This is a genomic window from Priestia veravalensis (assembly GCF_001457055.1).
In the GTDB taxonomy this organism is placed as follows: Bacteria; Bacillota; Bacilli; order Bacillales; family Bacillaceae_H; genus Priestia; species Priestia flexa.
In genome coordinates, this window is sequence record NZ_KQ758644.1 from 26,506 (window position 1) to 48,562 (window position 22,057).

20 protein-coding genes are annotated in these 22,057 nt (G+C 40.5%); 4 read left to right on the top strand and 16 right to left on the bottom strand.

Annotated elements, in window-relative coordinates:
* The first annotated feature begins 124 nt into the window (after positions 1-124).
* Positions 125-679 carry a signal peptidase I gene (lepB, locus tag AS180_RS09455; protein ID WP_025910186.1) on the top strand — a complete coding sequence of 185 codons (555 nt, stop codon included), beginning with the start codon at positions 125-127 and terminating at the stop codon, positions 677-679.
* A gap of 26 nt (positions 680-705) precedes the next feature.
* Here the strand turns inward: lepB and gloA2 are convergent, their stop codons facing one another.
* Positions 706-1,101: an SMU1112c/YaeR family gloxylase I-like metalloprotein gene (gene gloA2 / locus AS180_RS09460; protein ID WP_025910184.1), complete on the bottom strand. Its 396-nt coding sequence runs from the start codon at positions 1,099-1,101 to the stop codon at positions 706-708.
* Positions 1,102-1,737: 636 nt separating this feature from the next.
* Between gloA2 and AS180_RS09470 the strand changes: the two genes are divergently transcribed.
* Positions 1,738-3,081: a hemolysin family protein gene (locus tag AS180_RS09470; RefSeq protein ID WP_025910182.1), complete on the top strand. Its 1,344-nt coding sequence runs from the start codon at positions 1,738-1,740 to the stop codon at positions 3,079-3,081.
* Between the two features lie 29 nt (positions 3,082-3,110).
* On the opposite strand, the gene AS180_RS09475 is transcribed toward AS180_RS09470, so the two are convergent.
* The 15 genes from AS180_RS09475 to nagE all read right to left on the bottom strand — a co-directional run bounded on the left by AS180_RS09475 (position 3,111) and on the right by nagE (position 19,904).
* Positions 3,111-4,679: a bifunctional metallophosphatase/5'-nucleotidase gene (locus tag AS180_RS09475; protein WP_025910180.1), complete on the bottom strand. Its 1,569-nt coding sequence runs from the start codon at positions 4,677-4,679 to the stop codon at positions 3,111-3,113.
* A 119-nt stretch (positions 4,680-4,798) separates the two neighbouring features.
* Positions 4,799-6,508, bottom strand: a complete 1,710-nt coding sequence (gene cydC / locus AS180_RS09480; RefSeq protein ID WP_025910179.1) for a thiol reductant ABC exporter subunit CydC — start codon at positions 6,506-6,508, stop codon at positions 4,799-4,801.
* On the bottom strand, positions 6,505-8,235 hold the full coding sequence (gene cydD, locus AS180_RS09485) for a thiol reductant ABC exporter subunit CydD (protein WP_025910178.1): 1,731 nt from the start codon (positions 8,233-8,235) through the stop codon (positions 6,505-6,507). Before cydD ends, cydC begins: the two co-directional genes overlap by 4 nt.
* A gap of 35 nt (positions 8,236-8,270) precedes the next feature.
* A complete protein-coding gene (cydS, locus tag AS180_RS24035) occupies positions 8,271-8,372 on the bottom strand; it encodes a cytochrome bd oxidase small subunit CydS family protein (RefSeq protein WP_373688673.1) in 102 nt (33 codons plus the stop codon).
* Positions 8,373-8,386: 14 nt separating this feature from the next.
* Positions 8,387-9,400, bottom strand: coding sequence for a cytochrome d ubiquinol oxidase subunit II (locus tag AS180_RS09490; protein WP_025910177.1), 1,014 nt, complete (start codon positions 9,398-9,400; stop codon positions 8,387-8,389).
* Between the two features lie 11 nt (positions 9,401-9,411).
* Positions 9,412-10,743: a cytochrome ubiquinol oxidase subunit I gene (locus AS180_RS09495; protein WP_025910176.1), complete on the bottom strand. Its 1,332-nt coding sequence runs from the start codon at positions 10,741-10,743 to the stop codon at positions 9,412-9,414.
* Positions 10,744-11,093: 350 nt separating this feature from the next.
* Complete coding sequence (locus AS180_RS09500; protein WP_025910174.1) at positions 11,094-11,513, bottom strand: hypothetical protein; 420 nt, start codon at positions 11,511-11,513, stop codon at positions 11,094-11,096.
* The gene (locus AS180_RS09505; protein WP_025910172.1) at positions 11,494-11,718 is read right to left on the bottom strand and encodes a helix-turn-helix transcriptional regulator; all 225 of its coding nucleotides are present in this window, start codon (positions 11,716-11,718) and stop codon (positions 11,494-11,496) included. The genes AS180_RS09500 and AS180_RS09505 overlap by 20 nt, the downstream gene beginning before the upstream one ends.
* 107 nt (positions 11,719-11,825) lie before the next feature.
* Positions 11,826-12,554 (bottom strand): ABC transporter ATP-binding protein, encoded by a 729-nt coding sequence (locus AS180_RS09510; protein ID WP_025910170.1) that lies wholly within the window; start codon positions 12,552-12,554, stop codon positions 11,826-11,828.
* Positions 12,551-13,705: an ABC transporter permease gene (locus tag AS180_RS09515; RefSeq protein WP_025910168.1), complete on the bottom strand. Its 1,155-nt coding sequence runs from the start codon at positions 13,703-13,705 to the stop codon at positions 12,551-12,553. The genes AS180_RS09510 and AS180_RS09515 overlap by 4 nt, the downstream gene beginning before the upstream one ends.
* Positions 13,702-14,889 (bottom strand): ABC transporter permease, encoded by a 1,188-nt coding sequence (locus tag AS180_RS09520; RefSeq protein WP_025910166.1) that lies wholly within the window; start codon positions 14,887-14,889, stop codon positions 13,702-13,704. Before AS180_RS09520 ends, AS180_RS09515 begins: the two co-directional genes overlap by 4 nt.
* Before the next feature lie 210 nt (positions 14,890-15,099).
* Positions 15,100-16,788 (bottom strand): DUF6583 family protein, encoded by a 1,689-nt coding sequence (locus tag AS180_RS09525; protein ID WP_062686741.1) that lies wholly within the window; start codon positions 16,786-16,788, stop codon positions 15,100-15,102.
* 568 nt (positions 16,789-17,356) lie between these two features.
* On the bottom strand, positions 17,357-17,671 hold the full coding sequence (locus AS180_RS09530) for a hypothetical protein (RefSeq protein ID WP_025910164.1): 315 nt from the start codon (positions 17,669-17,671) through the stop codon (positions 17,357-17,359).
* A gap of 96 nt (positions 17,672-17,767) precedes the next feature.
* Positions 17,768-17,911, bottom strand: coding sequence for a hypothetical protein (locus AS180_RS22480; protein WP_156413468.1), 144 nt, complete (start codon positions 17,909-17,911; stop codon positions 17,768-17,770).
* Between the two features lie 115 nt (positions 17,912-18,026).
* Entirely contained in the window at positions 18,027-19,904 is a 1,878-nt protein-coding gene (gene nagE / locus AS180_RS09535) for an N-acetylglucosamine-specific PTS transporter subunit IIBC (protein WP_062686742.1), read from the bottom strand.
* 204 nt (positions 19,905-20,108) lie between these two features.
* Here nagE and nagA point away from each other — a divergent pair, with 204 nt between their 5' ends.
* Complete coding sequence (gene nagA, locus AS180_RS09540; protein WP_025910161.1) at positions 20,109-21,293, top strand: N-acetylglucosamine-6-phosphate deacetylase; 1,185 nt, start codon at positions 20,109-20,111, stop codon at positions 21,291-21,293.
* On the top strand, positions 21,293-22,024 hold the full coding sequence (gene nagB / locus AS180_RS09545; protein ID WP_025910159.1) for a glucosamine-6-phosphate deaminase: 732 nt from the start codon (positions 21,293-21,295) through the stop codon (positions 22,022-22,024). The genes nagA and nagB overlap by 1 nt, the downstream gene beginning before the upstream one ends.
* The last annotated feature ends 33 nt before the right edge of the window (positions 22,025-22,057 follow it).

Sequence of the window (22,057 nt, forward strand, 5' to 3'; positions counted from 1 at the left end):
ATATGAATAACACGCATATACAAATGGAAATCTTTAGCTAACAATGGTACAATCAATTCTGTTCTTTATTCTTTCTATTTGATTTAACAAAACGATTCACTTAAAAAAAGAAGGTGCTCTTATATTGAGAAAAACTCGCATAAAACGAGAAATCATAATCTATTGCTCCATCATTCTCGGAACACTTCTCTTTTCTCTTATTGTGCAACAGTATTTCTTTCAGCCTTATACCGTTAAAGGAGATTCTATGAATCCTACGCTTCAAGAAGGCAACCGTATTATTATTAATAAACTAAGCAACTATCAACGCTTCGATCTCGTCGTCCTTCACTCTCCTCATGACCAAGACGAGTACCTCGTTAAAAGAATAATCGGTGTTGCAGGCGAAAAGATTGAATACATTGATGACCAGCTCTATATTAATAACCAAAAAGTAAGTGAACCTCACTTACATAAATACCTACAGCATATCCCGACATACGAACGCTTCACTGAAAACTTCTCTACCGAAGAACTCGTAAATGACGGCATCATTCCTCATGGATTCGTCCTTGTACTCGGAGACAACCGTAGAATAAGCCGCGATGGCCGACACTTCGGATTAACACCTGTCTCAGACATCGTTGGTGAAGTCGATGTGAAATATTGGCCTCTGACTGATCTCAAACTAATGCACTAAAAAAAGGAGCGGCGTCCGCTCCTTTTTTAATACCCATTCTCTTCATACAACTCAAGCGGAAGGCCGTCTGGATCTGCAAAAAACGTAAATAACCTTCCTGTTAACTCATCCACTCGAATCGGTTCTACCTCAATGCCTCTACTCTCTAACTCTACTTTTGCTGCTTCCACGTCTTCAACAGCAAAAGCTAAATGCCGAAGACCACAAGCCTCTGGTTGTGATGGACGAGCTGGAGGATTTGGAAATGAAAACAACTCAATTTGTACTCCTGGCGCTAGCTCTAAGTCTAGCTTATAAGAGTCGCGATGCTCTCGATATGTCTCTTCTAAAATACGCGCTCCTAGCTTTTCTACATAAAACGCTTTTGATTGCTCATAATTACTTGCGATGATTGCTACATGGTGAATTCTCTTAAACTCCATCCTTGCCCTCCTATGTAATCATTGCTTTCATCATAACCGAGCAACTAAAAAAAGAAAAGACACATTTACTATTTTAGGAAATTCTCTTTCCGTTCGTATCGTTTAAACTAATTTCCCACTCTGTTCAATCGTTTTTTTGTCATCAAACATAGTTTTATAGTATACTATTTTTCAAATCAATTTTTGAGCGACTATACTATTTATTCCTATTACTACTTGAAGGGAGGTGGTTTTCTGATGGGATTGCGATGTATAAAATTAGCAAGCTTGCAGAGATGGCATTTATAACAAAACGCACGGTAAATTACTATTCAAAAGAATTACTCGTACATCTTCGTCTTATTGAAGCTTTAAAACAAAAAGGGCTTTTGCTTAGAAAAAGGAAGCAACAATTGGAGAATACATCCCATATAGAAAACAAGACCCTCCTTCATAAAGACGAGCTTATAACAACATCATTATACACGACGACAAAAAGTGTAGCGTCAAGAATAAAAGGCTTAATGACGGTGAAAAAACTTCTGTTAAGCAATCACTAGAGCCACTCTCACGCACTCACTTCTCATGCTCTTGTCGTAATTTGATTATTTACAGGAGGTGTTTACTTACTTTGCTTACGCAGAGTAAGTATGTTCATTGATAACCATTAATTTAATTTTAGTTGCCTTTTTAATTGCTTTAACTGCTTATTTTGTTGCGACAGAGTTTGCGATTGTAAAACTTCGTAGCTCTCGTGTCGATCAGCTCGTAGCAGAAGGTCGAAAAGGAGCGGTCGCAGTGAAGACCGTCACGACTCACCTAGATGAATACTTATCCGCATGTCAGCTTGGTATTACCATTACAGCACTTGGATTAGGTTGGCTAGGTGAACCAACAGTTGAGCGCATTTTAAATCCAGTTTTCGCAGACTTAGGTGTTCCATCTTCCGTTTCACACGTGCTTTCGTTTGTAATCGCTTTTGCGTCGGTTACGTTTTTCCACGTCGTTGTTGGAGAGTTAGCACCGAAAACGGCGGCGATTCAAAAAGCTGAAACGGTGACGCTTCTGTTTGCACCACCGTTAATTGTCTTTTATAAAGTCATGTTTCCTTTCATTTGGTTACTTAACGGTTCAGCTCGCTTATTAACAGGCTTATTTGGATTAAAACCAGCCTCAGAGCACGAGCTAGCGCACAGTGAAGAAGAGCTTCGCATCATCTTATCAGAAAGCTATAAAGGCGGCGAAATTAATCAATCTGAATACAAATATGTAAACAACATTTTTGAATTTGACAACCGCGTTGCTCGTGAAATCATGGTGCCAAGAACTGAAATGGCCGTTGTTTCTGAAGACGATACAATTGACGAATTTTTAAAAGTGGCTGTAGAAGATCGCTATACTCGTTATCCAATTACCATTGATGGGGATAAAGATAATATTATCGGCCTTGTCAACATCAAAGAAATTCTAAACGATGTGGTCTTAAACGATGCTGTGCGTAATCAGCCTGTCAAAACGTATATGAAACCAATTATTCAAGTCATTGAATCAGTCCCAATTCAAGATTTACTACTATCCATGCAGAAACAGCGTACGCATATGGCGGTGCTTATTGATGAATATGGTGGTACAGCTGGTATTGTAACGGTTGAAGATATTTTAGAAGAGATTGTTGGGGAAATTCGCGATGAGTTTGATACAGATGAAAAGCCGTATGTTCAAAAGCTTAGCGATCAACACTTTATCTTCAATTCAAAAGTATTGCTTGATGAAGTAAATGAAGTGCTTGATATTCAACTTGAGCACGAAGACATCGATACGCTCGGTGGATGGATGCTTCTTCAAAACATTGATATTCAAGAAAATGAATCCGTCACTCTATACGGATATGAATTCACGGCAAAAGAAATGGACGGACATCAAATGAAAGAAGTAGAAGTTCGTCAATTATCTCAGGAAGAAAACGAAGTGCAACAAGAAGCACTAAAAATTGAAATATAACCGAAAAAGCTGCCTCGAGGCAGCTTTTTTCATTTCTGAACAACTAATGGATAGCTATCTTCAAAATGCATAGCTACAGCATCTACTATAAGCGGACCTTTCTGTAAAACTTTCGTACTTGTAAGTTTTGAAAAGCCATCTCCACCTTCTTGCAGATAGTTTGACAGAGCAATCGTATACGTTTGAGTCAGTTCAATCGGCTCACCGCTTTCTGCTTTAATCTCTTCAATCCGCTCACCAAACGGCGCTAAGTCATTCCATTCCACTGTAATGCCCACTGTTTGTAAAGCTGCATCATATTTTTCACTCCACTGCTGTTCCAAAATTTCGTACAGGTCTCCCCCTGTTACTTCAATCTTGACGAGATGATGCTCAAAAGGAAAAGCTGTATACAAATCTTTTTTCGTCACGTCGCCCTTCGGAAGGCTCGCTCGAATTCCCCCATGATGAACAAGCGCGATATCCGCCTGCATTTCTTTTCTGCTTGCTTCTGCCACAAGCTGAGCAAGAGGCGACTCAGCTCGCTCATTTTTTTTACGCGTCAGCTGATAAGGAAGCGTTCCAATGCTTTTACCAGCATCCGTACCAAGCTGATCTTTATACGTTTGTAAAAACGTCATTACTTTTGGGTCTGGCTTTACGGATTCATGTTCTACGGGTACAATTTCCGCTTGTTTGTAAGCAATCTCTTCAGTACGCTTATCAACCCCAAGCTCAACTTGTGAAAAAGCTTTTCCATAGGAGTAAGCCTGAACGAGCAGCTTATCATCGACAACGGTATTAGCGTACTGATGGTTATGAGCTCCTAGCATGACGTCTACTTCGTCATCTACTTTATATGCCATTTCAGCTAAATCTTCCTTTGGATTCCCACCATTTTGATCAGACTGCACAGAAACATGAGCTAAGACGACAATAGAACGTATGCCCTGCTCTTTCAGTTGTTTTACGCTTTTGTTAATGGCATTTACCTCATCGGTAATCATTACTTCTTCTCGACTATTTGCCAAAACAAAATCGTTTGTATCCGTTGTGACAACTCCGATAAAGCCCATGTTCACTCCGTTTATTTTTTTGATGACATACGGCCGAAACACGGTTTCACCCGTTTTCTTATCTAAAATGTTGGCTGAGGTGTACTGTGCTGTAGCTCCTTTAAAGTTTCCTTTTTCCTGAGGGGATTCACCATGAATTAAGCGCTTCATTTCTGCTACTCCACGATCAAATTCATGATTGCCTGGCGTACCAATATCAACGTTTAGCAAATTTAAAAATTCAATTGTTGGTTCATCATTAAATAACGAAGAAATAGGAGGGCTCCCACCGACCATATCACCGGTGTGAACGAGAAGCGTGTGCGGATTTTTTTCTTGGTATGCTTGCAAATGAGAAGCGAGATACTCAGCTCCTCCTACTCGTTTACCTTGGAGCTGCTGATATTGATCTAACTGACCGTGAAGGTCGTTTATTCCTAAAAGTTGCACGTGAATTAAATCATTAGACGAGGCTGTAAAATGCGTTTGGAAAGCATGGTGATACGTGGTAAACAATAAGATCCCTACAAGTAAAAGCATAGCTATACGTTGAAATAATCTCATTTCATATCCCCTCCTCATGCTGTTATCGTTAGGCTACCATAGAAGCATTAAGGAAGTATGAACGATATGTAAAGACAAATATAACAAAAAGCGCATCAGCTAGGTCTGATACGCTTTTATCATGAAAATAAAATGCTTTTTTCTACTTGCTTTAAATGATAAAAGTAACCTTTCTTACTCATCAGCTCAGAGAACGAACCAACTTCAACCACTCTGCCTTCATCCATGACAATAATTTGATCCATCCGCTCTAAGCCAGCAAGACGGTGGCTAATGAAGATAAGCGTTGCGTCCTTTGCTTTTTGTGTTAGCTCGGCAATCACTTTTTGTTCCGTTAGCAAGTCCATTGATGAGAAAGGTTCATCCAGTAGCCAAATTCGGCCTTTTTTCAAAAATGCACGAGCCATTGCTAACTTTTGACGCTCGCCTCCAGATAGGTTTTCACCTTTTTCTAAGATGCGATCATCGAGCTCATACGCATGTAGCTCCACCGCTTGTAACGCTGCTTTTAACTCGATATCAGACGCGTTATCATTTGCTAGCAGGAGGTTGTCACGAACCGTCCCGTAGAAAAAATGATTTTCCTGCATCACGACATTCGTATAGCTCCACAAATCTTCTTGTTCAACATTCGTTAAGAACTCTTGATTAATGGATATGGTGCCTGAGGTAGGCTCATACAGCTTGACGAGCAGTTGAAACAAAGTGGATTTACCAGAACCACTAGGTCCTACAATTGCCGTTTTTGAGCCAGCTGAAAACGTAACAGAGACATCATCTAGTACGTTGCGATTTCCATACGCAAATGATAGATTTCTCACTTCTACGTCCATCGGTTCATCTTGAAGCACAGCTGAAACACGCTTCTTCACTTCTTTCTGGTTACCCATAACAGAAAACAGCTGCGCCGAAGAGCGACGGCTATCTTCGAAATGAGTCGGAAATGCAGCCATTGGAACTGCATATTCAAATACATTCAGTCCAATCATAATAAGCATTGCTAGGAATAACCCGTCCAGCTCGCCTCGCGTGACGTCATAGACGCCGAATAAAGTTACGGCCCAGCATACGAACATGGAAATAACTAAGCTCCACGATTGGCTTGCGTTTTCCGCTTCTTGCTTTCTTGCTTGAGCGCTTAAATAAAGCTTAGATAATTCAGTTAGCTTTCCTTGCTTTTCTCCTACTTTTTGATGAACTTTTAAATCTCGAAACCCGTATAAAAACTCCGTTGTTTCTGCTGATAGCTCACTTCTGAGCTCTTGAGTAGATGCTTTTAAACGCTGCTGCCTCCACGCAGCAAGCATGGGTACAACAACCCCCGTGAGGAGCATTCCAATAGCTAAGGTCACGCTAATCCAAACTGAGTAAAACAATGTAAAGAAAATGGTGCTAATGAAAACAAAGAAAAAAACGATTGGCGGATAGAATACCCGCAGGAAAAAGTTTTGTAAATTTTCTACGTCTCCAACAATTCGTGCTAGTAAATCCCCGCTGCGGTACTGATGAAGTACGCTAGGCATGAGCGGTTCTAATTTTTCAAAAAAGCGTACGCGCAGGTTTCCCAAAATCGTAAAAGTTGCTCGGTGTGAATAATAACGCTCCGCATATTTTGTTACAGCTTTTGCAATACCAAACAGCTTTAAAAGCGCAAGCATAACCGTTAACGTATACAGCGGTGGAATAAGAGCTGCTTTGGAGATGACATACCCGCTTGCACCGAATAAAGAGATGCCGATGAGCCCTGCTAGTACACCGAATATCGTCGTATATACAATATCCTTTTTTTCTTTCAGTACAATTGTGCTGATTGTCAGTAAGTTTCTCATCTAACACCCTCTCCTTGCTGCGCCTGCATCATGTCGCGGTAGCTGTCAATGCGCGTCATTAATTCATCATGCGTTCCTGAATCAATGACTTTTCCGTCTTGCAAATAAACAATTTGGTCCGCATTTCGAATCGTATAAAGTCGATGAGCAACGGTAATCATGGTTGCTCGCTCACTTAGCTCTTTAATGGATGATTGTAGAATTTGTTCCGTTACTAAATCGAGACCAGTTGTCGGTTCATCAAATACAATGAGAGAAGGCTGCTTAATAAATGCACGAGCTAGTGCAAGGCGCTGTTTCTCACCGCCAGAGAGGCCTCTTCCCCCTTCACCTATCAGCGTATCAAAGCCAGCTTCCATCGACTGAATAAGCGGTAACAGCCCCGCTTTTTCGGCTGCTTTTATAAGTTCTGCTTCCGTCACTTGAGTTTGTGTACCAAGGCAAATATTTTCTTTAATCGTTCCGGAAAATAAATACGGGTGCTGAGAAATATAGCTGATAGATTCAAACCAATCCGCTTCGCTAATGTCAGTTCGCTGTTTTCCATTAATGACTACTTGTCCTTCTGTTGGATCAATTAAACCCGAAATCAATCGAAGCAGCGTTGTTTTTCCTGATCCGTTTGGACCGATAATCGCTACTTTTTCAAACGGCTTAATGATTAACGAAACGTCACGTAATGAAAATGCTCCTTCTTGATAAGAAAAATGAATATCATCCAGCACGATATGAGCAGGTTGCCCTTGCTCTACTCGATGATTTCCCCACTTCACTCCGTGTTCGGAAGCTTCAAGCTCTTCTTTGATTTTATTCGTTGCCCCGATGCTACCTCTTCCAGCGTGAAATGCACTACCTAAATCTCGAAGCGATAGATAAAAATCCGGTGCGAGAATTAAAATAAAAAACGATGCAAAAAACGTAATATTTTCAAATACAACAAGGCGTAGGCCAAGCTCAAAGGCGATGAGACCAACGCTTAGCATCGCAATAAACTCCAGTGCCAGAGAAGATGAAAATGCTGTTTTCAAAACATCCATTGTCGCATCACGAAATTCAAAGCTTTTCTCTTTCATCTTGTCTTTTTGCACCTTTGCTTTGCGCATGAGCTTCAGCGTCGTTAATCCTTGCAGAACATCGAGGAAATGACCTGAAAAAGCCGTCATTTTTTCCATTTGAACATCCGCTTTTTTTTGCGTTTTTAACCCGATCACAATCATATAAATCGGGAAAAATGGTGCGGTTATCATCATTAATAATCCTGAAAACCAGTGCTGCGTAAACACGGCAAGTAAGATAATAAGCGGCAAAATACTCGTTTGGATGACCTGCGGAATATAGAAGCTAAAGTAGTTATCCACTTCATCAATCGCATCCATCGCTACGCTCGCTTTTTTACCCGTTTGGCCGCTTAACGAAGCTTGTAAAGGGTTGTTTGCATATTTTTCAAAAAGCTCTTCTCGGATTTCACCCTTCACTTTTTCACCAAGCTTAATTCCTAGTTTTCTTGATAGATAGATAAACAGCACCCGAGCAGTTAAGACAATTAATAAATAAATAAAAGAAGGAAGCACGTCTTGAAACGACGCGTCCTTCAAGAAGATTTGGTCGACAATGTACACAAAGAAATATGCTTGGCCAACTAACATCACACCGTTTAGCAACGATGATAGGATGAGCGGAATCATCATTTTTTTATGTGCAAATGCTCGTTTTCTCAGCAGTTCCATACACAATCGGTCTCCTTACGTTTAGTTAGCAGTACTTACTGATAAGGGCTTTTTCCTTTTGCCCCCCAGATGAACAAAAACACAATTGCACCAACCACAAGCAACACAGGTGCTATCATAATCAAAAACGTATTCACATTTCGTCCCTCCTTCACTTCTTACCCTGCACGTACTCGTTATCAAATAGAAACAGTCGCATCAATAAGTATAATGATGGAACGAGCAAGCATAGTCCTGCAAGAAAGGAAATGATAAGCGTGATGGCCATTGTATCGTTTGTGAAGCTATCATAAATCGTCACGTGCGGATAGAGTAAGTACGGTAAATGCGCCGCTCCGTACCCGTAAAATGCTGTGGCAAACTGCAGCATGACAAAGATAAATGATAAACCAAGACGCTTTTTCTTCCAGATAAAATAAACGGCTCCGACAAAGAACAAGAATGACAAAACAAACAGCCACGATACATTTAACATTTTCGCAAAGTGCTCACTGTTATGATCTGACATGGCCCAAAAGACAAGGAAGCTAGCCAAAATCGTAGGTGTACTCCAAAACAATGCGTATTTACGCAAAATGCGAAATGCCCCTTCATCTCCTGCTTTGTGCGCGTAAAAGGTTAAAAAACAAGCAGAAATATACAGAACGCTCACCACTGCAAGAAGCACAACGGCCCATGAATAAAAGCTGGTGAACAACGCCCCGTAGTCAAGTGAAACATTCGTGCCGTTTAGCTTAATATAACCACCTTCTGAAATCGTCAAGACGATGGAAAGTGAAGCTGGAATTAAAAGTCCCGTTGCTCCGTATAAAAGTTGATAGCCTAGACGCCCTTTGTTTCCATAGTGGTGAAACGCATAGTACGAACCGCGAAGCGCAATTAAGATAATTGCGATGCTTCCAGGAACCAACAGTGCCGTTCCGTAATAATAAGCAAGAGACGGGAAGAAACCAACTAATCCAACATAGAAGAAAATCAAGAATACGTTCGTTACTTCCCATACCGGAGACAAGTAACGATTGATTACTTTTTGTACAACATGTCCTTTCCCTGTCACCGATGCATAGTAGTTAAAGAACCCTGCTCCAAAGTCAATTGAAGCAACGATTAAATAACCGTATAAAAATGTCCATAGTACCGTGATACCAATTACTTCATAGCTCATAGTAGTCCTCCCTATTCAATCCCGCGTTTTTTCAATTCTTTTTCGACAGGATTTGCTCTAAAGGTACGAATAAGAACCGTCACGGCCGATACAATTAAAATGACGTATAAAGCAGCGAACAGATAAAGCATAATATCAACGTGCTGAGACGTTGTTGCTCCTTCTGCTGTACGCATAACGCCTCGAATAATCCAAGGCTGACGTCCTTCTTCTGTAAAGAACCATCCTGCTTCAATCGCAAGCATCGCTAGCGGCCCACCGGCTACTATTAAGTTAAGAAGCGGTTTGTTAAGCGGATTCCATGATTTTTTCTTTTTCATCACAATGTAAATAAATGAAATGAACGCAAGTCCCATTCCAATTGCAACCATCAAGTCGAACATGTAGTGAACAACAAGTGGCGGCCAATCTTCCTTAGGGTATTCTTCAAGCCCAATGACTTCAGCTCCCGGAGTTCCGTGAGCTAAAATACTGAGCGCATACGGAATTTCAAGCGCGTACTTCACTTCGTTATCTTCGGTTAAAATACCGCCTAAAATTAGCGAAGCTTCTTCCATTGTTTCAAAATGCCATTCAGCCGCTGCGAGTTTTTCAGGCTGATAGTTTGCTAAATATTTGCCTGACAAATCTCCAACAAGTGCCGTTACAATGGCAAAGACAAACGCAACGACCATTGATAAATGCAGCGCTTTTTTATGATAAACGTGATCGCGTCCTCGTAAAATTGCAAAAGCTGCAATAGCTGCAAGCACAAACGCAGACGTTAAATAAGCCGAGGATAAAACGTGCGACACTTTTGTCGGCGTCGCCGGGTTGAGCATAGCCGCAATCGGATTAATATTTGAAAGCACGCCGTTTTCATATGTGAAGCCCAGCGGTGCGTTCATAAATGAGTTTACCGTTGTAATAAAGAAACCCGATGCGGTTGCACCAAGCGCAGCTGGAATTAACAGCAGCAAGTGATACATTTTATTTTTGAAGCGATCCCACGTATATAAATAAATTCCGAGGAAAATAGCTTCAAAGAAGAACGCAAATGTTTCTAAAAAGAGCGGAAAGCTAATGGTTTGACCAGCTACCTGCATAAAGTTTGGCCATAGCAAACTCAGCTGCAGTGCAATCGCTGTACCTGTCACAACTCCGACAGCAACCGTGATGATATATCCGCGTGCCCATCTTCTAGCGAGCAAGTGGTAGTGTTCATCGTTTCGTTTAATTCCTATCCATTCAGCAAGTGCAATTAAGAGTGGAACCCCGACTCCTAATGTTGAGAAAATCGTATGCACAGCTAGTGTTAAACCGGTTAAGATTCGACTATACAAGACCGGATCATACTCAAACACAAACATTTCCTCCTTTATGTAGGAAGAGAATTTTCTCTTCTCTTAGCAGATTGTAGTTCCTAGTTTAAAAACTTCTTTTATAGTTGACCATACTGTTCACCATTTTGTTAAAGTTTGTTCACAATTTCACAATCTTAATTTCGACACAATTTTAGAAGGTCCTGTAAAAAAACAAGCTGAAATATAAAAAAGTCATGATCCCTTCTCAAAGAAGAATCATGACTGTTTTAACATCGTTAGGTTGTAAGAACACGTTCGTTCCATTCCACTCTTTTTTTAAATTGGTTTCCGAATTATCTCTCAATCGTTCCGATAAATCGCTAACCGAAAGACTTATGTCTCCGCCTCTTTTACTCTTCATTTCTCTTTTTTACTAAATAGTGTCCGTATGTAAAAGTTAGAAAAAACACAAGTCCTACAACGCTTCCTACTAGCAATCCACTTTGAAGGTTTCCATCGGGACCAGCTGTCACAATTAGTGTAAACACTCCTCCAAGCAGGAAGCTGCCAAGGGGAATAATATAATAAGGAACAAGATTTTCACGTTTGTTGTCATAAACATCCACTGATATCTTCAAATTTAAGTAACCTAATACAACAGCCGTTAAAATAAAAATAAACCAAAGGGGGTTTTCATAAGCATGTAAAATACCGTTTTGTAACCCGTCATAAACTAATAAGGATAAAATCCCTAATGTTTGAATGATAAAAGCCACTCGAATATTTTTTAAGTTTTGAACAATAAGGCGTTCATCTTTTATTTTCTTCATTGGAGCCCTCTCTTTCTACCCAAAAAACATCGTTAAGCGTTTGATCGACTGCATAACAAATTTCTAAACATAGTTTTAAAGTTGGATTATATTTCCCTTTTTCAATTAGGCTAATCGTTTGCCTTGTTACGCCAACCTTCTCAGCCAACTCACTTTGAGTTAAATCTGCTTGAACTCGAAATAACTTCACATTATTTTTAACTATATACCAATTACTTCCATTTTAATTGTAACATATACATGACATAATTCAATATATATATTACATTTTATCACAAATAAAAAAGCCGCCCTAACTTGTAGAGACGACTTTTAATAACCACGCTGCACTGCTGGATGAAGGAGCTGATAGATGACGGCTTCGTCACTGTGTTGTCTTGTTGCGGTTCTCGCTTCTTCCATCGTACCGATAAACTGTACTTCTCCCTCTTTTAACACAGCAAATCGGTGGCATAAACCTAGAATTTCATTCAAGTCATGCGTAATATAGATGACTGTTTTTCCTTCTCTCGTAAGCTTTTGAATGTATCTGCCAATCTCCATTTTCGACTGCAAATCAATTCCCACCGTCGGCTCGTCCATAAGTAAAATCGCTGGTTTATGAATGAGCGCAACGGCGATATTGAGCTTCCGCTTCATTCCGCCTGATAAATTTTGAACCTTTTCGCTCCATTTCCCCTCTAGCTGCACAGATTTACAAAGTGTTTTTAGCTCATCATCTGATACGGATCGCCCCGTCATTTTACTCCACAGTCGCATGTTTTCTTTTACCGTCAGTTCTTCCCACAGTGCAATATCTTGCGGGACGTAGCCAATTTGACTGCGAATGTGCTTTTTAGCTTTTTTTAAACGCTGACCGTTGATGACCACTTCGCCACCCGAAGGCTTAGTGAGCGTTGCTAAAATGGATAAAAGCGTAGACTTCCCTGCACCGTTTGGTCCTAGCAGTCCCAGTACCTCACCTTTTTTTACATGCAAAGACACTTTATTTAATGATTTTTTTCTTCCATAACGCTTACTTACTTTTTCAATTGAAATCACGTAATCGACCTCACATTCCACACTGCTTTTAACCATAATAAAATGGTGATGACTAGTATTGTTCCAAGCTGAATCCAAAGTTCTTTAGCAAGTACAAGCTGCTGCGTAACCAATAGATGCTGAGGAATCCATGTAGCAATTGCGCCTAGCCGCTCCGCTATGTCACTGATTGGGAAAAATACGCCCCCGATAATACTGAGCATCATCGCAATCAAGAATCCTGCGGTATAGTAGCGCCCGAGGTGACGTGATTCCGTAGCTAGCCAAAAGCTAAACGCTAAGCAAAAGCAGAGATATATAAGCATTAGCAGCAGTACTCTGCTATCTGTCACCGCTCCGACTTTCAAAAAGAAGAAAAAGCTCAGGACAGTTTGGATGATCAAAACAAACCCATATGCTGCTACCGATTGATACACATAAGACATGACGCCTTTTGGCAAGGTCTTCATTCGCTTGAAAATAGGCCCTTTTTCCTTTAGGACCCATTCCATCGCCATGAGCGACACAACAAGCGTCAAAAAGCCCCACAGCGGAACAGAGCGATTTATAGTCTGTTGCTTCTCATCAGGTTGTGCACCTTCTTGTCCACCAGTCACATATTGAATGGTCATTAACGGTTCTGGCTTCCACTGCTCGTCCGTATAGCGATACGCATCTTCCCATAGGGTTTCGGGCTTTTCCCAACGATAACGTTCATACAAGCGTTCTACTTGAATAGCAGCTTTACTGTTGCTCGATAAGCGAGTTACTTCACTAGCAATCACTTCTTCTACAACGCTCGTCGCAACTGACGCTGGCATTTTCACCAGCTCAATCGTTTCTTCATAATCTTCTTTTTTAATATTATCCATAAAGCCTTCTCGAACGATAAATAAGCTATCTACTTCATTTCGGAGAAGCTTTTTTTCTCCTTCATCAGCCGTTGTAGCTATCAATTTAATTCTCTCATTCGTCGTAACTCGCTGGATTACTTCCTTAGAAAGTTTACTTTGGTCTTCATCCGCAATGGCAACTGGAATCTTCACATCGTTCTCAACGTTTTGAAGAAACATTTGGCCTACATAAGCACCTGCAGCAGGAAGCACCAGAAGAAGTATCAATAAAAATGGCTTTCGGATAATAGCCTTCAGCTTCTCCATCATGAGATTCATAGGCTCACTCTCCTTTTTTGAAACAGTGCCGTCCAGAGGAGCGACAAGCTAAAAGCAGTGAGACCGTAAACGACGAGCCAGCTCATTGATTCTGACCAGTCTACTGACTCATAGCCTCCAAATAAGCCAAACATCATCTGCAGCGACCAGGCGTTAACAGACCAGGTTTGAAGCATTAGCAACCACTCTGGTAAATAAACGCTAGGTAAAATATGTCCGCCTACAAGAGAAGCTGCAGCAAGGAACAGAACGCCTACTAGCTGATACAGCTTTTCACTGACGAAGATAGCTTGCAAGAGAGCAAACGTTGCTAAAAAAGCGAATGAACTAGCTGCAACGCTGCCAATTAGTTGCCCCCACGTGTACGATAGTGACAAGTCAAGCTTCTCTATTCCTACTGCGTATAATCCTAGCGCTAAAACGAAAACGAGTAAGAACATACTGCTAAACTGAGCAAGATGAACGTGTAGTGAGGATACTCCGTGCGTCTGCATACGCTTAAGCACTGAATTTGAATGAAGTCCTTTTACAAAAAGCATGCTGCTGTAGCTCCAAATCATGAGCAGTACTAAAAAGAACGAGAGAATATAATACTGCTTCATATCTTGCTGAAATAAAGACGTCGCTATTCGTTCTTCAAACACGCTTCCACGATCAAGAACATGAAGCCCAAATGAAAGAAGGCTGCGACGAAATTCAGATTGTCTCTCTTCCGTGCTGGCTCCTTCTTCTTGTAGAAAGTGATCGATTGTATTAATGCCGCTTTGAGCAGCGGATGTATAGTCAGCTGCGCTATCCATGACATAGCGAAAAAGCTGGGCTTGAAGCGGCTTGTTTTTATTCCCCACTACAACAAGAGGCATGTTTTCTCCCGTTGCAATCGAATGACTAAAGCCATCTGGTAAAACAACAAACGCCGCAATCTCGTCTTTGGACAGCATTTGTTGTGCTTCTGTTTTTGTTGGATACACAGGATTGATAAGTGAGCTTAACTGCTCACTTTCCGTTAACTGTTTGATGACGTATTCTGTTTGAAGCGTATCATCTTCATCGACAATTGCCACCGGAAACTTTTGTATCCGTGCTTCATCCTCCATTGTTTCTGTTAGTATGACCCCTGCTCCTATTAAGAATAGAACAGGAGCAAGTAGAAGCAGGCTAAAAGACTTCCAGTTTTTTAGCATCGCCTTCCATGTGAATGAGCATAAATAAAAGAATATCTTCACCTGCTCTTCTCTCCCTGCATTATTACATTAGAATTGTAACTAGGTATGATAGTTTACTATATGGTTGTACAAGTAGATTCAGACCTACTGCAAACCTGATAAATTTAACAAAGCGGATAACATGCTGCACACGTCATCCGCTTTTGTATGAACTACTAACTGTTAAGATTAAGAAATATCAAGATCCATCATTAAACCTTGTAAGTTTGTGTAGAAGTCTTCTTGAATCTTCATTAAATCAACTGGCGTAATATCTTTTACGTTTTTACCGTTCTTAGAATCAATTGCTGGAATATCCGCCGCGTCTTTTAATTCAGAATTTGAGTTAATCTTTAAGTTGATATCAGCTGAATCTGTCGGCATACCAACTTTTAAGTTAATATCAAACTTGTAATCTGACTTTCCTTTTGAAGCATCAATGTTTTGATCTTGCTTAAGGTCACCGCTGAACGTGTAGCCAGGAGCTTGATCACCCAAGTCAAGCGTGAATTTGCGATCAGCTGTTTGTTTCGCATCCGTTTTTCCATTCACAACTGAATCCATTGTGAACTTTAAGTTTAGGTCTTCTGTTGTTGAATCAGAAGCGTTAACGCTAGCAACTAACTTTTCAGAACTCTTCTCTCCGTCAGCTGTAATGTCGTTTGTCACATCAAGCTCTACTTTGCTATCATTGTTGTCATTTCCAATCGTAAGAGCTAGCTGTTGAGCACGCTTGTTGTCCGCGTATTCTACATCTTTTGTTGCTACTTTTACATTTCCTACATTGTCTTTGTCATCAGCTGAAGTTGCAGCAAACTCTACGTTACGATCCACAATTACTTCATCATCATTGATGTAAACTGTTGATTTAAAGCCTTTAGGGAATTTAAGATCTTTCACATCTGTTTTAAATTCGTCCAAGCCTTCTTTTAGCTGTTTTTTCACTTCTTTTTCATCTGTTAATTCAGCCATTTCTGGATCTGTTGCAGCAGATGATTCAGCAATCGTTGCAACGCGTTTTGCAATGATTGTTTGTAGCTCATCATCCTTTGCCATTTCCGCTACAAGCTTTTGAACAAATTTCTCCGTTTGTTCTTGGTTCATTTCAAGCTTTAGACGCGTGAATTTTAACGTTTCATCACCTTGTTTATACTCAGCGTTCTTTTCTTTTGTAAAGTAGTCTTCATCTAAGTTATCATAGAAGAACTTTCCGTATTTTGTTGCAATTGCTTTCTTTTCTTTCTCCGTTAGTTCTAAATCTTCCACCTTAATTTGGTTTAGTTCTAGCTTATCTGGACCCGTATATGATGGGTCAAACATGCGCATAACCTGACCATACTCATCAAGGTTTAAATAGAAGAATTGATTTGCTAAAATTGGTGCTTTAAAACCAATTTGTTCCTTTGTTTGATAACCTTCTACGTCAAGTGCTTTTGTGTTACCAATATCAAGCGTTAATGAACCATATGTTTCTTGCTTTTTAGGGTCTTGCTCTGTTTTTACATTAATCGTCGATTTGCTAATCATATCTTGAATCATTTGATAAGATGGATCAGCAGCAAGTGAGTTCATTGAAAAATCACCGCTGATAGAAGCCGCTGAGCTTGATGGTTGCTCTAGTGCTTTTTCTTGGAATGCTAAGCTTTCGCCATATTTCGTTTCAATTTCTTCGGCCATTTTGTTGTATGTATTCACTTCAGATATTAAATATAATTGCTTTGGTGATTTCGTGAATACATAGCCAAACGTAACCGCTGCACCAATAAGCACAAATAAAATCGCCAATCCGATGATTAACTTTGTTGGTGCTTTTCTCGGAGCTGGAGCTGTTTCTAAGGAAGCAGCAGTTTCTTCTCTTGTTTTGTTTTCATCGCTCATACGTTTTACATCCTCCTGTAAATAATTGTTTGTTTGGTCCCTTGTACATGATAAGGAATCATTACCAGTATTTCTAGTCGTTCGACAAAAAAAGACATTTTTTAGTTCATTTAGCTGATAAAAAGAAGATACCTAACAGATACAAAGACTCATTTTTCATTCCCCTATATAACCAGATTAAAACCAAATTCATTAAATTTTACCAAAAATATGAATCTGTCAGTTCCTAACGAAGTAGATCTTTTTTATAGTTCGATAGAAGGCTATCACTTCTCCTCCTTTTTACTCCATTTTTTCCTATCTTCCAAAAGCTCAACGATGATATGTATATGAACATTGACTTAGCATCATGTTAAAAGAAAGGAAAACGAGCCTTTTTTCACAATAAAAAAGAGTTTGGGACATAACAAAATGATTGCTTCTAAAAGACGAACACTAGCTGTTCCCACCTCTTTGGTTTGTCTGAACACGTTCGTTCCATTGCGCTACGGCCACTCGCTTTCCGCGGGGAGGAACTCTCAATCTTTCAGGTTTATCATTGACTGAATTACTTATTTCCCAGCCTCTCTTACGAATTAATTTGAAGTCGCTGTTGAATAAATAGAAATACGTTAACTAAGCTGTTTTCTTCAAATACACTTACATCTTGCTTTTTAAATTCCCCTTGCTCATGATAATAGCTAATTTGGCCAATTCCTTTCTCTTCGTTCATGTCGATATGAAAGCTAAGCGGCGTTCCTAAAATCGAGCCATCTTCATCTCGCTGAATAATTTGACAAAGCGTTTTATCTCCCTGCGGTTCATATAAAAAATCATAGCCGTACTGACGAGCTAACTTTTCTGTTTGCATAAGAATAATTTTTGTAACTGACGTTTCGTTCATACAACTTCTCCCTTATCTGTACTTACTTCTTTTAGTATATCATAGCTCATTTTATCGTTTGTACCAAGAGTTTGGGACATAACAAAATGATTGCTTCTAAGAGACGAATACTAGCTGTTCCCATCTCTTTGGTTTGTCTGAACACGTTCGTTCCATTACGCTACGGTCACTCGCTTTCCGCGGGATCTCCGTTTTCCCTCTCTTTCCCGCAGGAGTCGAGTGTCCCACGCTCCATTCCACCCTGTTTCCAACATTGTTTTTCACAATCAGCAAAAAACCTGAATGATTAAAAGTTATGAACTCTCAATCGTTCAGGTTTATCATTGGCTGAATTACTTATGTCCCAGCCTCTTCATTATAATAATTTGATAACACCTTTCGCACCTTGTTTTTGATAACCTGTCTTTCTAATCTCTACTTCTTTTCCTTCTGGTAAATTAGTAAACACAACAGGTGTAACAAGTGACGTAGCATTCTTTTTCACATAATCGAGATCGATTTGTAATAACGGTGTGCCTGGCTCAATACGTTCGCCTTCGTTCACGAGTGTTGTAAACCCTTCACCTTTTAGCTCAACCGTATCGATTCCAACATGAATTAATAATTCTAGCCCAGTATCTGTTTTCAAACCAAACGCGTGCTTGGTTGGGAAAATACTAATGACTTCACCTGAAATTGGTGAATGAAGCGCATTATTAACAGGTTCAATCGCAAAACCATCGCCCATCAGCTTAGCAGAGAACACTTGGTCAGGGACTTTTTCAAGCGGCATAACCACCCCTTCAAACGGTAAGCTAAATTCGTCAAGCACGCCTTCGCTTGGCTTTGGATCACCTTTCACTGATGCACTTGCCATTACTTTTTCGCCTCGAACAAGCTGCTTCATCGCATTAGCTACAAACTCTACTTCCGTTCCAACAATGACTTGAACGCTCGTTTTTGCAACCTTCATCACACCGCGAGCACCGTTCTTCTTAAGCTGCCCTTCATTAACCGCACTCGAGTCTTTTACCTGTAGACGCAAGCGTGTTGCACAGTTATCAATTTCAACAAGATTTTCTTTTCCACCCAAACCTTCAATAAAATGAGCAGCCATGTTTACATGTTTATCATCTGATAATACCACCGCTTCTTCACCATCTGTTTCATCGTCTTCGCGGCCAGGCGTTTTTAAATTAAGCGCTTTAATCAGCCAGTAAAATAACGCGAAGTAAGTCGCTGCATAGATGAGGCCGATTCCTCCCAGTAGCAGTGGCTTTTGCGCAATTCCAAAGTTTAAGAAATAGTCAATGGCACCTGCTGAAAAACCAAAGCCGTGATGAATATCAAGCATGACGGCAAGCCCCATTGAAATTCCTGTTAGCAAAGCATGTACTATGTATAAAACAGGGGCAATAAACATAAATAAAAACTCAATTGGTTCTGTAATTCCTGTTAAAAATGAGGTAAATGCTAGTCCAATAAGCATTCCTGATACGAGCTTTCGCTTTTCTTTTTTAGCAGCTGCTACCATCGCAAGCGCGGCTGCTGGAAGACCAAACATCATCACTGGGAAGAAACCTGTCATAAACGTTCCCGCTGTTGGATCTCCTTTAAAGAAGCGATTTAAATCCCCTGTCGCTCCGTTAAATTCCCCGAATACAAACCACACTAAGCTGTTCAAAATATGATGTAGCCCTAGTGGGATCAGCATACGGTTTAAAAAACCAAAAATACCTGCACCAAGAGCACCAGCACCCGTTAGCCATTCACCAATGTTGTTAATTTGATCTTGGATTGGAGGCCAAATAACGCCAAACAAACCGGCGATAGCAAGCATCACAACCGACGTGATAATTGGTACAAAGCGTTTACCAGCAAAAAACCCTAGCCATTCCGGCAGTTTTATATCTGAAAAACGATTGTATAAAAGACCCGCAACTATACCGGCTACAATTCCACCAAGTACGCCCATATCAATCGTTTTATCAAGCGCAACGGCTCCTTTTGTTAGAACGAAATAACCAATGACACCTGCAAGAGCAGCTGCTCCGCTTCCATCTTTGGATAACCCAACTGCAATTCCAAGAGCAAATAAAAGTGCTAAGTTAGCGAAGATAGCATCTCCTGCTTGCGCCATAAATGGGATATCTAATAAATCAGGTTGACCTAAGCGCAGCAATAGCGCTGCGGCAGGTAAGACGGCGATGGGTAGCATAAGCGACTTCCCTACACGTTGTAAAAATTGGAACATTTCTTCATCCCCTTATCTCTATATTTACTAACATCCTACCATGAGGTGTTCTAGTTGTCTATACCAATTATGCGCTTTCATTACCTTTATATAAGTGTTAACAGTTCTTACAACATAAAAAATCACAACTGGTATAGACAACTAATTTCAAAAGAGCTACACTAATCATATACATTCGACAAAGACAAAGGAGAGACTTATGTTATGAACAAACCGCTGGTCATTTACAACGTAACGGTTTATGGCGAAACAACCGTCTATCCAAACGGATATCTGAAAATAGAAAACGGGTTAATAACTGAGCTAGGTAGTATTCACGATTATCAAAAGAGCTCAAACGATCGAGTTATTGAGTATTCTCCTGATTTCATCGTCGTTCCAGGAGCAATCGACGTCCACATTCACGGAGCTGGGAACGCAGATGCGATGGACGCAACAGAAGATGCGTTGAAAACAATGGCTGCTACCCTTCCAAAAGAAGGAACAACAAGCTTTCTTCCGACTACAATGACGCAGTCTGTAGAAGCCATTAACGATGCTCTGATCGCATGCGGACATTTTATTACAAACAACCAAAATAACGCCCAAGCAGAAGCGCTAGGCATTCACTTAGAAGGCCCTTTTATTTCAGCCAAGCGAGCAGGTGCTCAGCCTCTCCACCATATTCAACAGCCAAGCGTTGAGCAGTTTAAGCGCTGGCAAGATTTAGCACAACATCATATTCGACTTGTGACGCTTGCTCCTGAAGAATTAGGTGGAACAGAGCTTGTGAAGTACTTAAACCAAACAAACGTAGTTGCTTCAATTGGACATTCAGATGCTACGTATGAAGAAGTAGTTGCAGCTATTGGAGCCGGGGCATCGCACGTAACTCACCTATACAACGGGATGCGCGGCATTCATCACCGTGAGCCAGGCGTACTAGGTGCAGCTTACCTGCGCGAAGAGCTCTATACAGAGCTTATTGCTGACGGCATTCATTCACATAAAGAAATGGTCAAGCTTGCCTATCAGCAAATTTCAAGCGAGCGCTTAATTTTAATCACTGATTCACTACGTGCTAAATGGTTGGAAAGCGGTGTTTATGACCTTGGTGGTCAGCCCGTTCACGTAAACGAAACAATGGCTACATTAGGGGATGGAACGCTTGCAGGCAGCATTTTAAAAATGAATGACGCAATGAAAAACATGATAGACTTTACCAGCTGTAGCGTATCAGACGTTATCCAAATGACTGCTGTTAATCCAGCAAAGCAAATTGGTGTTTTCAACCGTAAAGGCAGTTTAAAGGTAGGAAAAGATGGAGATTGCGTTGTACTGAATAAAAACTTCGACGTGCAGCTTACAGTGTGTCGTGGACATATCGCATATGAACAGGGGGAACAATAATGAATATCATCTCAGTAAAAGATTATAAAGAAATGAGCCAAACCGCAGCTGGTATTATTATTAACAAAGTAAAGAGTGATCCTTCAATCACGCTTGGTTTAGCTACTGGTGGAACACCTAAAGGTTTATATGAAGCTCTTATTCAAGACCATCAAACAAATGGAACGTCTTATGAGCAAGTGCACACATTTAATCTAGATGAGTATGTCGGCCTTTCTGCTGATAATCCAAACAGCTATCGTTACTATATGGTGGATACGCTTTTGGGTCACCTCGATGTAGCTCTTAATCAAACATTTATTCCAAACGGGACAGCAGAAGATGCAGAAGCAGAATGTGAGCGCTACGAAGCTCTTATTGAACAACTTGGTGGCATTGACCTCCAAATCTTAGGAATTGGTCGTAACGGGCACATTGGCTTTAATGAACCAGGTACGCCTTTTTCATCTAAAACACATGTGGTCACGCTTGCTTCTTCTACAAGACAAGCAAACGCTCGTTACTTTTCATCCATTGATGAAGTACCGACTCATGCCATAACCATGGGCATTTCATCTATTATGAACAGCACTGAAATTTTATTATTAGCGTCTGGAGAAGATAAAGCAGATGCCATCTATCATTTACTTGAAGGAACAGTAACGGAAGAGTTTCCTGCTTCCATCTTAAAGAACCATCAGGCTGTTACAATTATCGCTGATGAGAAGGCATTATCTCGTACAAACTTATAGCGGATTGTAGTATGATCGATGTAAAGGAGGAAT

Excerpts from the sequence above, each read along its gene's own strand:
- cydC (WP_025910179.1), bottom strand. The coding sequence starts at position 6,508 with ATGAGAAACTTACTGACAATCAGCACAATTGTACTGAAAGAAAAAAAG.
- nagB (WP_025910159.1), top strand. The coding sequence starts at position 21,293 with ATGAATATCATCTCAGTAAAAGATTATAAAGAAATGAGCCAAACCGCA.
- nagE (WP_062686742.1), bottom strand. The coding sequence starts at position 19,904 with ATGTTCCAATTTTTACAACGTGTAGGGAAGTCGCTTATGCTACCCATC.
- AS180_RS09520 (WP_025910166.1), bottom strand. The coding sequence starts at position 14,889 with ATGCTAAAAAACTGGAAGTCTTTTAGCCTGCTTCTACTTGCTCCTGTT.
- AS180_RS09500 (WP_025910174.1), bottom strand. The coding sequence starts at position 11,513 with ATGAAGAAAATAAAAGATGAACGCCTTATTGTTCAAAACTTAAAAAAT.
- AS180_RS09515 (WP_025910168.1), bottom strand. The coding sequence starts at position 13,705 with ATGAATCTCATGATGGAGAAGCTGAAGGCTATTATCCGAAAGCCATTT.
- nagA (WP_025910161.1), top strand. The coding sequence starts at position 20,109 with ATGAACAAACCGCTGGTCATTTACAACGTAACGGTTTATGGCGAAACA.
- AS180_RS09475 (WP_025910180.1), bottom strand. The coding sequence starts at position 4,679 with ATGAGATTATTTCAACGTATAGCTATGCTTTTACTTGTAGGGATCTTA.
- AS180_RS09490 (WP_025910177.1), bottom strand. The coding sequence starts at position 9,400 with ATGAGCTATGAAGTAATTGGTATCACGGTACTATGGACATTTTTATAC.
- cydD (WP_025910178.1), bottom strand. The coding sequence starts at position 8,235 with ATGGAACTGCTGAGAAAACGAGCATTTGCACATAAAAAAATGATGATT.
- gloA2 (WP_025910184.1), bottom strand. The coding sequence starts at position 1,101 with ATGGAGTTTAAGAGAATTCACCATGTAGCAATCATCGCAAGTAATTAT.
- AS180_RS09525 (WP_062686741.1), bottom strand. The coding sequence starts at position 16,788 with ATGAGCGATGAAAACAAAACAAGAGAAGAAACTGCTGCTTCCTTAGAA.
- AS180_RS09530 (WP_025910164.1), bottom strand. The coding sequence starts at position 17,671 with ATGAACGAAACGTCAGTTACAAAAATTATTCTTATGCAAACAGAAAAG.